Source organism: Burkholderia anthina (assembly GCF_902498995.1).
GTDB classification, from domain to species: Bacteria; Pseudomonadota; Gammaproteobacteria; order Burkholderiales; family Burkholderiaceae; genus Burkholderia; species Burkholderia anthina.
Map to the genome: position 1 here is coordinate 244,002 of NZ_CABVLY010000001.1, position 11,491 is coordinate 255,492.

Below are 11,491 nucleotides of genomic sequence, written 5' to 3' on the forward strand. Positions count from 1 at the left end.
GGCGCGTGGGAAGCGGGCCGCCCGGAAAAGCCCGGCGCGCGGCCGCGGACGGGCCGTGATCGTGCGCCGGTTCAGCGGCGCGGCGGTTTAGCTGCCGGCGGGGCCGGCCGGATCGACCGGCGTGCCCTCGACGGTCTGGCGCGCTTCGTCGACGAGCATCACGGGGATGCCGTCGCGGATCGGGTAGGCGAGCTTGTCCGCGTTGCAGATCAGCTCCTGCGCGGCGCGGTCATAGTGGAGCGGGCCTTTGCAGATAGGGCACACAAGAATTTCAAGCAGGCGAGCGTCCACGGAGTTTCTCCACAACGAGGGCAATGAGGCGAGGATCGAGCGCGGCTTCGACGGGGACGACCCACAGCCGAGCGTCGCGCCAGGAAGCGCCCAATTTTACTGCATCCTTCTCGGTGATCAGGATCGCATCGACCGCGTCGTCGACGAATGGATTGTCGGCGAACGCGTAATGGTCGGGCAGCGCGCGCGTCGCCGGCGCGAGGCCGGCCGCGCGCAGGGTCGCGAAGAAGCGCTCCGGCGCGCCGATGCCGGCCGCGGCGAGCACGCGCTCGTTCGCGAACTGCGACAGCGGGCGGCGCCGCGCCGGCTGGTCGAGGTGCCACGCGGCGCCCGGCGTCAGCGCGAGCGCATACGTGTCGGGCCACGGCGGCAGCGCGCCGCTGTACGGATCGTTGACGAGCGTCGCGTCGCGGCGGCGCGACAGCGGCTCGCGCAGCGGGCCGGCCGGCAGCAGGAAGCCGTTGCCGCCGAGCCGGTGGTCGAACACGACGAGCTCGACCGTGCGGGCGAGGCGATAGTGCTGCAGGCCGTCGTCGCTGACGATCACGTCGACGTCCGGGTGCGCGGCGCGCAGCGCCTGCGCGGCCGCGACGCGGTCGGGGCAGACCCAGACCGGCGCGCCGGTGCGGCGCGCGATCAGCAGCGGTTCGTCGCCGGCCGCGCCCGGGCGCGACGCGGGCGTGACGGCGGTCGGCGCCTTCACGTTCGCGCCGTAGCCGCGTGACACGACGCCCGGCGTGAAGCCGGCCGCGCGCAGCGCATCGACGAGCGCGATCACGGTCGGCGTCTTGCCGGTGCCGCCGACGGTCACGTTGCCGACCACGACGACGGGCACGCCGACGTCGACCGGCTGTTTCCAGCCCTGCGCATAGGCGGTGCGCCGCAGCGCCGCGCACAGACCGAATACGCATGCGAACGGCGTGAGCGCCCAGGCGAGCGCACCGCGTCGCTGCCATTCGCGTGTCAGGTGCGCTTCGAGCCGCGCGAGCGGGCCGCCGGGCGCGCTCATCGGGCCGGGCGCGGCGCGTCGTGCGCCGCGGCGTGGGACGGATTCGTCAAGGCGGATTCTCCGTTGGGCGGCGCATGCCGCAAGGTCTTCGGAAGGCGGCACTCTAGCGCGTCGCACGCGGGCGCGGCAAGCGCGGCCGGGCGGTGGCCTCGATGGGGCCGGATCGGCACGGCTTGTGGATAACTCTGTGAAAAACTCCCCGCCCGTTCGCGTCAAACGCCCGCCCGGCGGGCATCGAATCGGATGCGTATCTTTCCGTAAGGTTTAAAAATTCATAAAAATCAATGTGTTACATCAAATCGTCTGTTTTTTGGCGCGGTTTTTAAGCGTTTTGAGTGGACGATTGCCAGAGTGTGGACACATTCCGCGCCGCGCGGCGCAGACGGCCGGTGCTGGACGTCGCGCGCGTGTCGGACTATCGTGTCGCCGCCAGCATTCATCCGACCGCCCATGTCTTTCGACTCTCCTTTTTCCGCTCCCGGCGCGACTCGCGGCGGCGACGAAGTGATTCCCGTTTCGGCGCTCAACCGTGCAATTTCGACGATGCTCGAGCGCTCGTTTCCGCTGCTGTGGATTTCGGGCGAAGTGTCGAACTTCATGCGCGCCGCGAGCGGCCACTGGTATTTCTCGATCAAGGACCAGCAGGCGCAGATGCGCTGCGTGATGTTCCGCGGCCGCGCGCAGTACGCGGAATTCACGCCGCGCGAAGGCGACCGGATCGAGGTGCGCGCGGTCGTCACGATGTACGAGCCGCGCGGCGAGGTGCAGCTCAACGTCGAGGCGGTGCGGCGCACCGGGCAGGGGCGCCTGTACGAGGCGTTCCTGCGCCTGAAGGCCCAGCTCGAAGCCGAAGGGCTGTTCGCGCCGGAGCGCAAGCGTCAGTTGCCGACCCATCCTCGCGCGATCGGCATCGTCACGTCGCTGCAGGCAGCCGCCTTGCGCGACGTGCTGACCACGCTCGCGCGCCGCGCGCCGCACATTCCGGTGATCGTCTATCCGGCGCCCGTGCAGGGCGCGGGCTCGGCCGAGAAGCTCGTGGCGGCCGTGCAGGCGGCGAACGCGCGGCGCGAGGTCGACGTGCTGCTCGTCTGCCGCGGCGGCGGCTCGATCGAGGATCTGTGGTCGTTCAACGACGAAGCGCTCGCGCGTGCGATTGCCGCGAGCGAGTTGCCGGTCGTCAGCGGCGTCGGCCACGAAACCGATTTCACGATCGCGGACTTCGCGGCCGACCTGCGCGCGCCGACGCCGACCGGCGCGGCCGAGCTCGCGAGTCCGCAGCGCGCATTGCTGCTGCGCGAGGTCGCCGACCGGCAACGCGCGCTGGCGCGCAGCCTCGAGCGCGGGCTCGAGCAACGCGCGCAGCAGCTCGACTGGCTCGCGCGGCGGCTCGTCAGCCCGGCCGAACGGTTGAAGCGGCAGCGCACGCATGTCGAGCAGCTCGCCGTGCGGCTTGCGTCGGCGGCGTCGCGGCCGGTGCGCGACGCACGGGCGCGGTTCGCGCTCGCGCAGCTGCGCTGGCAGCGCGCGCGGCCCGATCCGGCGCTCGCGCGTCACGCGCTCGCGGGGCTGTCGCAACGTCTCGCGGTCGCGCTGCAGCGTCGTTACGAGCGCGATACCGCGCGGGTGTCGGCATGTGCGGCGCGGCTCGAGGTGCTGAGCCCGCAGCGCACGCTGGAGCGCGGCTATGCGGCGCTGATCGACGCGCAGACCGGCCGCGCGGTGCGTGCGCCGAGCGCGTTGAAGCCGCAGCGCCGCCTGACCGTGCATCTCGCCGAAGGCTCGGCCGACGTGTCGCTCGCCGACGTGCAACCGCGACTCACCGACACGATCTGACGGCCACCGCGTAAGCGAAACGAAGGTTGCCTGCCGGGTGCGCCCGCCGCATCCGGCGCGGGAACGCATGCTGCGCGACGTCGTCTCGTCCTGCCGGACGAAGCGCCAGCGTCGATTTTCGGCATACCGCGGATAAATGCCCGTGAGTTTGCGGGGATATTCGGACTCGCCTACAATCGGACGCTCGGCAGCATTCAACACAGCCTCCCCACATACTCAACGAAGGAATCGCCATGGCTCATACGCTCCCGCCGCTCCCGTACGCTGAAGACGCACTCGCGCCGACCATCTCGCTCGAGACGATCCAGTACCACTACGGCAAGCACCACCAGGCTTATGTGACGAACCTGAACAATCTGATTCCGGGCACGGAATTCGAAAACCTGTCGCTGGAAGAGATCGTCAAGAAGTCGTCGGGCGGCATCTTCAACAACGCCGCGCAAATCTGGAACCACACGTTCTTCTGGAACAGCCTGTCGCCGAACGGCGGCGGCGCACCGACGGGCGCGCTGGGCGACGCGATCAACGCGAAGTGGGGTTCGTACGACGCGTTCAAGGAAGCGTTCACGAAGGCCGCAGTCGGCACGTTCGGTTCGGGCTGGGCATGGCTCGTGAAGAAGGCCGACGGTTCGCTCGACATCGTGTCGACGAGCAACGCCGCGACGCCGCTGACGACCGCCGACAAGGCGCTGCTGACGATCGACGTGTGGGAACACGCGTACTACATCGACTACCGCAACGCGCGTCCGAAGTTCGTCGAAGCGTTCTGGAACATCGTGAACTGGGACTTCGCGGCGAAGAACTTCGCGTAAGCTCCCGGCGTCCGCGCGCCATCGCGGCGCGCGACACTGCAAAAAGCCCTCGTCACGAGGGCTTTTTTGTTTCTGCCGGATGCCGATGAATCGGCGGCATCCAGCGGATCACGCAATCATCCCCGACGCCCAGCCGAGCGCGGCACTCGCGATCACGACGGCCCACGGCGGCACGCGCCAGAACACGAGCGCGACGAACGCGACGAGCGCGGCCGCGAAATCGCGCGGCGACCCGATCGTGTCGTTCCACACCGGGTGATAGAGCGCGGCGACCAGCAGCCCGACCACGGCCGCATTCACGCCCGCGAGCGCGGCCTGCATCCGCGTGCTGCGGCGCAGGCGCTCCCAGAACGGCGCGGTGCCCGCGACGAGCAGGAACGACGGCGCGAAGATCGACACGAGTGCGATCGCCCCGCCGAGCCAGCCGTTCGGTGCGTCGCGCAGCGACGCGCCGAGGAACGCCGAGAACGTGAAAAGCGGCCCCGGCACGGCCTGCGCGGCGCCGTAGCCGGCGAGGAAAGCCGAATCGCCGACCCAGCCCGGCGCGACCACGGCCGCCTGCAGCAGCGGCAGCACGACGTGCCCGCCGCCGAACACCAGCGCGCCGGTGCGAAAGAACGCGTCGACGACCGCGAGCGTGCGCGAATCGAGTGCGCGAGCCATGAACGGCAGCACGACGAGCAGCGCGGCGAACAGCACGAGCCATAGCACGCCCGCGCGATGCGACACATGCAGCGGCAACGGATCGTGCGCGCCGCGCTCGGGTTGCGGCAACAGCACGAGGCCGGCCGCGCCCGCCGCGACGATCACCGCGACCTGCAGCCAGGCGGCCGGCACGAGCAGCGCGATGCAGGCCGCGGCCGCCATCAGCGTGACGCGGCGCGCATCCGGGCACAGCGTGCGCGCCATGCCCCACACCGCCTGCGCGATCACCGCGACCGACACGATGCGCAGCCCGTGCAGCGCGCCGGCCGCGACCGGCATGCCCGTCGCATGCACGCCTAGCGCGAACAGCATCATCAGCAGCGCCGACGGCAGCGTGAAGCCGAGCCACGCGGCGAACATCCCCGCATAGCCCGCGCGCGACAGCCCGATCGCCATTCCGACCTGGCTGCTGGCCGGCCCCGGCAGGAACTGGCACAGCCCGACGAGATCCGCGTAGGCGCGCTCGGTCAGCCAGCCGCGCCGCGTGACGAATGCATCGCGGAAGTAGCCGAGATGCGCGACGGGGCCGCCGAACGACGTGAGGCCGAGCCGCAGGAACGCGACGAACACGGGCCATACGTGGCGGGAAGGAGCGGAGACGGTCGACGTGTTCAAGGGGGCAGTGGGGACGAGCAAGGGCGAGCGAGCCGCCACGATAGCGCAACGGCGTGACGCCGGGAATGCGACGTTGCGGCGTTGCGGCGTTGCGGCGTTGCGGCGATTGCGCGGGCGTCAGGCCATGCCGTCGGGCAGCCCGCTCGCGCGGCGCAGCGCGTCGACGTCGACCAGTTCGATCTCGCCGACATGCAGCCGCACGATGCCGTCGGCCTGCAGCGCCTTCAGCAACTGGTTGGTGGTCTGCCGCGTCAGCGACAGCATCGACGCGAGCTTTTCCTGCGACAGCCGGATGCGCGTGCGGCCGGCGCTGATCCCGCCGTAGCCGTTGGCGATCATCAGCAGCCGCGTCGCGAGCCGCTGCGCGGCCGGCATCACGCTCATCGCCTCGACGGTCAGGAAGCTCAGCCGGAGTTTTTGCGCCATCAGCAGCGCGAATTGCCGCCAGTATTGCGGCGTCGCGTCGAGGATCCCGAGCAGGGCGGCTTGCGGGACGTGCAGCAGCAGCGTGTCGTCGAGCGCGATCGCATCGTGCGTGCGCGGCTGGCCGTCGAACAGGGCGATCTCGCCGAACCACGTGACCGGCTCGGCGACCGTCAGCAGCGCCTCCTTGCCGTGCGAATCCACCGCGCCTATCGTGAGGGAACCGGCCAGTACCGCATACAGCCCGCACGGCGGGTCGCCGCGCCGGAACAGCGCTTGGCCGGCCGGCAGGCGCCGCAATGCGGCGTGCTCGAGCAACTGCGCGCGCAATTCGGGCGGCAGCGCGGCGAACCACGGGTGCGCTTCGATCTGCGGCAGGTAGGGGGCGAGCGACGAGGGCATGGGCACGCGATGTCGGGTAGCTGACAGAGGTTCTCGGGCGTGACGCGCATCATAGCGCTCAATGATCGTTCTGGAGACACCATGAAGACGCTCGAAGACCACCTTTCCCAGTATGCGGCCTACCACCGCGACGCGCGCAACATCGCGACGCACCTGGTCGGCATTCCGATGATCGTGTTCGCGGTCGAGGTACTGCTGTCGCGGCCGGCGTTCGGGATGCTAGCCGGCGTCGCGCTGTCGCCGGCGTTGCTGCTCGCCGTGGCGTTCGCGGTGTTCTACCTGCGCCTCGACCTGCGCTTCGGGGTCGTCATGACCGCGCTGTTCGCGCTCGGACTGTGGGCCGCGCAGACGCTCGCGTTGCTGCCGACCGCGCAGTGGCTCGGCGTCGGCATCGGCGCGTTCGTGGTCGGCTGGATCGTGCAGTTCGTCGGGCACTGGTTCGAAGGGCGCAAGCCCGCGTTCGTGGACGATCTCGTCGGCCTGATGGTCGGGCCGCTGTTCGTCGTCGCCGAAGTCGCGTTCTTCGCGGGGCTGCGCAACGAGGTGCGCCGTGAAGTCGAGCGGCGCTCGGGGCCCGTGCACGGCGGCGCGCACTCGCATGTCTGACGCGTCGGCCGCGGCGGTCTGCGTGTTCGGCGCGGGGGCGATCGGCTGCTATCTCGGCGGCCGGCTTGCGGCGGTGGGCACGCGCGTGACGTTCGTCGGTCGTGCGCGGATCGCCGACGCGATTCGCGCGCACGGGCTGACCCTGACCGACCGGCGCGGCTATCGCGCGCAGCTCGCGCCGGCGGACGTCGCGTTTTCGACCGATCCGGCCGCGGCGGCGGCGGCGCGGCTCGTGCTGGTCGCGGTGAAGTCGGCCGCGACGCGGGACGCGGCGGCGCAACTGGCCGGCGTGCTGCGGCCCGGCACGGTCGTGATCAGTTTCCAGAACGGCCTGCACAACGCCGACGTGCTGCGCGACGCGCTGCCGCAAGCCACCGTGCTGACCGGCATGGTGCCGTTCAACGTGATCGAGCGCGGGCCCGGCGCGTTCCACCAGGGCTCGGCCGGCATGCTCGCGGCCGATGCGTCGCCCGCGCTGCGGCCGTTTGCACGCGTATTTGCCCGCGCGGGCCTGCCGCTCGCGCTGCACCGCGACATGCGCGCGGTGCAATGGGCGAAGCTGCTGCTGAACCTGAACAACGCCGTCAATGCGCTGGCGAACCTGCCGTTGCGCGACGAACTCTCGCAACGCGCGTACCGGCGCTGCGTCGCGCTTGCGCAGCGCGAAGCCCTGCACTGGCTCGCGCATGCCGCGATCCGGCCGGCACGGCTGACGCCGTTGCCGACCGCGTGGCTCCCCGCGGTGCTGGGGTTGCCCGATCCCGTGTTTCGCGCGCTCTGCGGCCGGATGCTCGCAATCGATCCGCTCGCGCGCTCGTCGATGTCCGACGATCTCGCCGCGCGTCGCGCCACCGAAGTCGAGTGGATCAATGGCGAGATCGTCCGGCTGGCCGCGCGCTTCGGCGCGCAGGCGCCGGTCAATGCGCGGCTGTGCGCGCTCGTTCACGCCGCCGAAGCGGCGGCAGCGCGCCCGGCCTGGCATGGCGAAGCGCTGCGGGCGGAGCTGTCCGCGCATACGCCGCACGTGAGCACGGTGCGGGCGGCGTAACGGCGCGGGCACGTTCCCGGAGGGCCCGCGCCCGCGCATGCCGCGCGCCACGCCGCGCACGATGCGCAACGGCTAAGATGCGGAGTGCGTCACCAGACCGGACGCGTACGCGGAGCAATCGCCATGGTGGATCGCCCGACTCTCGATGCCTATGAAGCCCATGCCGCGCAATATGCGCAGGACTGGCTCGACCAGGCCGCGCCCGACGACATGTACGCGCTGCTCGAGCAGCATTTCTCGCCGGGGCTGACCGCGGACGTCGGCTGCGGCGCCGGGCGCGACACCGCGTGGCTCGCTTCGTGCGGATTCGATGTGCGCGGCTACGACGCAAGCGCCGCGCTGCTCGACGAGGCGCGCCGGCGCCATCCCGATCTGACATTCGAACTCGCCGCGCTGCCGGCGCTGGCCGGTGTGCCGTCCGGCGTGTTTCGCAACGTGCTGTGCGAAACGGTCGTGATGCACCTCGAACAGGCGGATGCGGCCGCGGCCGCTGCACGGCTGGCCGCGCTGCTGGGGCCCGGCGGCACGCTGTATCTCAGTTGGCGGGTGGCCGGAAACGGCGCGCTGCGCGACGAGCGCGGCCGTCTGTACACGCCGCTCGATTCGGCGCGGATGCATGCGGCGCTCGGCGCCGGCATGCGGGTGATCGACGAGCACGAGGTGGTCAGTGCGTCGTCCGGCAAGCGCGTGCACCGGCTGATCGCGCGCAGGGCCGATGGCGGCCCCGCTGCCGATGGCGCCGCATGAGCGCGGCGCGCACCTTCATTCGCGGTTGAGCGCCGCTTCCCAGTTGATGTCGGCGCAGAGCACCTGCATGCCGGTCGCGGCCGGCGCGGCGACCGAGCCGGTCACGCACAGGTGCGCCTCGTTGATCGACAGGTACGGCGGCGTTACGTGCACGCGGCCTGGCGCGCGCATCGCGTGGATGAAGTACGGGCGGCGCTCCCAGCTCGCGCCTTCCGAATGCAGCAGCGGCCGGAAGCGTTTGGCCCGCTGCGAGACGCTGCCGCGCGCGAGCACGTTGTCGCCGATCTGGCGGCCGGACGCGTCGAGCAGGAAGCAGCGTGCGGTTTCGGGCAGCCCGAGCACCGCCGCGGCGGCGTCGAGCAGCGGCTCGCCCGCGGCAAGCTTGCGGCTCGCTTCCTCCAGCGCGGCGATGTATGGCGCCAGGCGTTCCGCCTGTGTGCGCTCGCGCTGCGCGACGCGCAGCCGCAACGCGGCCGACAGCGTATCCATGCAGCCGGCCGCGGCCTGCGGTTGTACCGGGTCGACGCTCGGCCCGGCGAAATACTGCCCTTGCACGAAATCCACGTCGCATTCGAGCGCGATCAACGCGTCGCGCTCGGTCGCGAGCCCGCCCATCAGCACGAGCTGGCCGGATTCGTGCAGCAGCGACACGAGCCCGGGCAGCACGCGCTCGAGGTGCGAGTGTTCGCTCGCCTGCGCGAGGATCCCGCGGTCGAGCGAGACGATGTCGGGATGCAGGTGCCACACGCGGTCGATGTTCGAATGCTTCGCGCCGAAGCCGCCGAGCGCGATCAGGAAGCCGGCCTTGCGCAGCCCGTCGACGATCGCCGCATAGCGCGGCGTCTCGCCGCCCGCCTGTTCGGGCACTTCGAGCACCACGCGGTGCGGCGGCAGGCCGAGCGCCTTCAGGTTCGCGAGCAGCGCGTCGCCGTAGATCGTGTCCATCAGCGCAGCCGGATGCAGGCTCAGGAAGAGCCATTCGTCATGGCTGTCGAACGCGTGGAAATTGCCCAGATGCAGCGATTCGGCGAGCCGGCCGAGCTCCAGCAGGTCGCCGCGCCGCGCCGCCTGCGTGAATACCTCGTGCGACGCGACCTGGCGGCTTTCCTCGTCGTGCGCGCGCAGCGACGCGTGATAGCCGATCGCGCGGCGGTGCGATACCGAGAAAACGGGCTGGAACACGCTGAACACGGTGTACGCGCCGTACAGCACGGTGCGCCGCTTGCCGTCGTCGCCGGCGACGGGGCGGGGCGGCTGGAAGCCGGGGGGATCGATGTCGATCATGCTCATGATGTCGGCCGAAGGAAGACTGCCAGTTTACCTACAGAATAGGCGAGCAAGAAGCATGCGCGACATCGGGCCCCGTGCGGCGGCCCGTCGCGGCCGCCGGCGGCTGCGCGCGGCCGGCGTGCTGCACCGCCGTGGTGCGTGGCGCGCCGGCGTGGCGTTTGCCGCGGTGCGCGCCGTGCATCATGCGCGTTCGGACGGGTCGGTCTTTTTGTGCGCGCGGCCGCGGATTTCCGGCGCGAGCTGCGCGAAGATCCACGCGGATGCGGCCGTGATGATCCCGACGCAGATGAACGTCGCATGGAACGCGGGCAGCGTGTTGCTCGGCGTCACCGTGCGCAGCATGCCGGTGAAGGTCGCGAGCAGCGCGCCCGCGACCGTGACGCCGAGGCTCATCGACAGCATCTGCACGAGCGAGAACAGGCTGTTGCCGCTGCTTGCGCCGCCGGTGCCGAGATCCTTCAGCGTCAGCGTGTTCATCGCGGTGAACTGCATCGAGTTGAAGCCGCCGAACAGCGCGAGATGGACGACCTTCACCCATACCGGCACCGTGTCGCGCATCAGCGCAAAGCTCGCCATCATCACGCCGACCATGATCGTGTTCACGAGCAGCACCTTGCGGTAGCCGTGCTGCGTGATCAGCCGCGTGATGAGCTGCTTCGAGAACATCCCGGCTGCCGCGACCGGCAGCATCATCAGCCCGGCCTCGAACGCCGAATAGCCGAGGCTCACCTGCAGCAGCAGCGGAATCAGGTACGGCATCGCGCCGCTGCCGATCCGCGCGAACAGGTTGCCGAGCAGGCCGACGCTGAACGTATGGATCTTGAACAGTTCGAGCGAGAAGATCGGCTGCGGCGCACGTACCGCGTACAGCCCGTATGCGACGAAGCACGCGAGGCTCAGGATCAGCAGCACCAGCACGGCCGCGTGCTGCATCCCGAGATCGGCCAGCCCGTCGAGCGACAGCGAGATCGCGACCATCCCGATCGTCAGCAGCAGATAGCCCTTCAGGTCGAAGCGGCCGACGGCCGGGTTGCGCGAATCGGGCATCGAGTAGAAGGTCGCGATGCAGCCGACGATGCCGACCGGCACGTTGATCAGGAAGATCCAGTGCCACGACGCGATCTTCACGAGCCAGCCGCCGAGCGTCGGCCCGATCAGCGGGCCGATCAGCCCGGGAATCGCAACGAACGACAGCGCGGGCAGGTAGCGTTCGGCCGGGAACGTGCGCAGCACCGCGAGCCGTCCGACCGGCAGCAGCATCGCGCCGCCGACACCCTGGACGACGCGGAACACGACGAGCTGCTGCAGCGTATGCGCGTTCGCGCACAGCAGCGAACCGAGCGAGAACACCAGGATCGCGCTGAAGAACACGCGCCGCGTGCCGAACGTGTCCGCGAGCCAGCCCGATACGGGAATCATCACCGCCATCGTCAGCGAGTACGCGATCACGACCGACTGCATCCGCAGCGGCGATTCGCCGAGACTCACTGCCATCGACGGCAGCGCCGTATTGACGATCGTCGCATCGAGCGTTTGCATGAAGAAGCCCGTTGCAACGAGCCAGAGCATCACGGTGAGGTTCTTTTCGCCAGGAGCGGCGACGGGCGGGCGTTGGAACATGGGGACGGACCGGTGGCGCGGGACAGCCGACATTGTAGGCAAAGCCGCCGCGGCACGCAGGATCGGCCCCCATCGCGGGGCGCGCCCGAT

The 11,491-nt window shown here is 70.3% G+C and carries 11 protein-coding genes; 5 read left to right on the forward strand and 6 right to left on the reverse strand.

Going from position 1 to position 11,491, the window contains the following annotated elements; genetic code table 11:
* Positions 1 to 87 precede the first annotated feature (87 nt).
* On the reverse strand, positions 88 to 291 hold the full coding sequence (locus BME24068_RS01130; protein ID WP_006750935.1) for a Trm112 family protein: 204 nt from the start codon (positions 289 to 291) through the stop codon (positions 88 to 90).
* The gene (lpxK, locus tag BME24068_RS01135) at positions 272 to 1,300 is read right to left on the reverse strand and encodes a tetraacyldisaccharide 4'-kinase (RefSeq protein ID WP_096502389.1); all 1,029 of its coding nucleotides are present in this window, start codon (positions 1,298 to 1,300) and stop codon (positions 272 to 274) included. The genes BME24068_RS01130 and lpxK overlap by 20 nt, the downstream gene beginning before the upstream one ends.
* A 450-nt stretch (positions 1,301 to 1,750) precedes the next feature.
* On the opposite strand from lpxK, the gene xseA reads away from it, so the two are divergent.
* Positions 1,751 to 3,133 (forward strand): exodeoxyribonuclease VII large subunit, encoded by a 1,383-nt coding sequence (gene xseA, locus BME24068_RS01140; protein ID WP_174924922.1) that lies wholly within the window; start codon positions 1,751 to 1,753, stop codon positions 3,131 to 3,133.
* 233 nt (positions 3,134 to 3,366) lie between these two features.
* The gene (gene sodB / locus BME24068_RS01145) at positions 3,367 to 3,945 is read left to right on the forward strand and encodes a superoxide dismutase [Fe] (RefSeq protein WP_011352986.1); all 579 of its coding nucleotides are present in this window, start codon (positions 3,367 to 3,369) and stop codon (positions 3,943 to 3,945) included.
* A gap of 108 nt (positions 3,946 to 4,053) precedes the next feature.
* Here the strand turns inward: sodB and chrA are convergent, their stop codons facing one another.
* Positions 4,054 to 5,265 (reverse strand): chromate efflux transporter, encoded by a 1,212-nt coding sequence (gene chrA / locus BME24068_RS01150; protein ID WP_174924923.1) that lies wholly within the window; start codon positions 5,263 to 5,265, stop codon positions 4,054 to 4,056.
* A gap of 117 nt (positions 5,266 to 5,382) precedes the next feature.
* The gene (locus tag BME24068_RS01155; protein ID WP_174925077.1) at positions 5,383 to 6,090 is read right to left on the reverse strand and encodes a Crp/Fnr family transcriptional regulator; all 708 of its coding nucleotides are present in this window, start codon (positions 6,088 to 6,090) and stop codon (positions 5,383 to 5,385) included.
* 81 nt (positions 6,091 to 6,171) lie between these two features.
* On the opposite strand from BME24068_RS01155, the gene BME24068_RS01160 reads away from it, so the two are divergent.
* From BME24068_RS01160 to BME24068_RS01170, 3 genes are all read left to right on the forward strand, one after another.
* Entirely contained in the window at positions 6,172 to 6,696 is a 525-nt protein-coding gene (locus BME24068_RS01160; protein ID WP_174924924.1) for an Mpo1 family 2-hydroxy fatty acid dioxygenase, read from the forward strand.
* Positions 6,689 to 7,744 (forward strand): 2-dehydropantoate 2-reductase, encoded by a 1,056-nt coding sequence (locus BME24068_RS01165; RefSeq protein ID WP_174924925.1) that lies wholly within the window; start codon positions 6,689 to 6,691, stop codon positions 7,742 to 7,744. The genes BME24068_RS01160 and BME24068_RS01165 overlap by 8 nt, the downstream gene beginning before the upstream one ends.
* 123 nt (positions 7,745 to 7,867) lie before the next feature.
* The gene (locus BME24068_RS01170; protein WP_174924926.1) at positions 7,868 to 8,491 is read left to right on the forward strand and encodes a class I SAM-dependent methyltransferase; all 624 of its coding nucleotides are present in this window, start codon (positions 7,868 to 7,870) and stop codon (positions 8,489 to 8,491) included.
* A 15-nt stretch (positions 8,492 to 8,506) separates the two neighbouring features.
* Here the strand turns inward: BME24068_RS01170 and BME24068_RS01175 are convergent, their stop codons facing one another.
* Both BME24068_RS01175 and mdtD read right to left on the reverse strand, forming a co-directional pair.
* Positions 8,507 to 9,781: an EAL domain-containing protein gene (locus BME24068_RS01175; RefSeq protein WP_096502375.1), complete on the reverse strand. Its 1,275-nt coding sequence runs from the start codon at positions 9,779 to 9,781 to the stop codon at positions 8,507 to 8,509.
* Between the two features lie 180 nt (positions 9,782 to 9,961).
* Positions 9,962 to 11,401 (reverse strand): multidrug transporter subunit MdtD, encoded by a 1,440-nt coding sequence (mdtD, locus tag BME24068_RS01180; RefSeq protein ID WP_096502373.1) that lies wholly within the window; start codon positions 11,399 to 11,401, stop codon positions 9,962 to 9,964.
* Positions 11,402 to 11,491: the final 90 nt, after the last annotated feature.

Coding starts and splice junctions, on each gene's coding strand:
- BME24068_RS01165 (WP_174924925.1), top strand. CDS start 6,689: ATGTCTGACGCGTCGGCCGCGGCGGTCTGCGTGTTCGGCGCGGGGGCG.
- BME24068_RS01155 (WP_174925077.1), bottom strand. CDS start 6,090: ATGCCCTCGTCGCTCGCCCCCTACCTGCCGCAGATCGAAGCGCACCCG.
- xseA (WP_174924922.1), top strand. CDS start 1,751: ATGTCTTTCGACTCTCCTTTTTCCGCTCCCGGCGCGACTCGCGGCGGC.
- sodB (WP_011352986.1), top strand. CDS start 3,367: ATGGCTCATACGCTCCCGCCGCTCCCGTACGCTGAAGACGCACTCGCG.
- BME24068_RS01160 (WP_174924924.1), top strand. CDS start 6,172: ATGAAGACGCTCGAAGACCACCTTTCCCAGTATGCGGCCTACCACCGC.
- BME24068_RS01170 (WP_174924926.1), top strand. CDS start 7,868: ATGGTGGATCGCCCGACTCTCGATGCCTATGAAGCCCATGCCGCGCAA.
- BME24068_RS01175 (WP_096502375.1), bottom strand. CDS start 9,781: ATGAGCATGATCGACATCGATCCCCCCGGCTTCCAGCCGCCCCGCCCC.
- lpxK (WP_096502389.1), bottom strand. CDS start 1,300: ATGAGCGCGCCCGGCGGCCCGCTCGCGCGGCTCGAAGCGCACCTGACA.
- mdtD (WP_096502373.1), bottom strand. CDS start 11,401: ATGTTCCAACGCCCGCCCGTCGCCGCTCCTGGCGAAAAGAACCTCACC.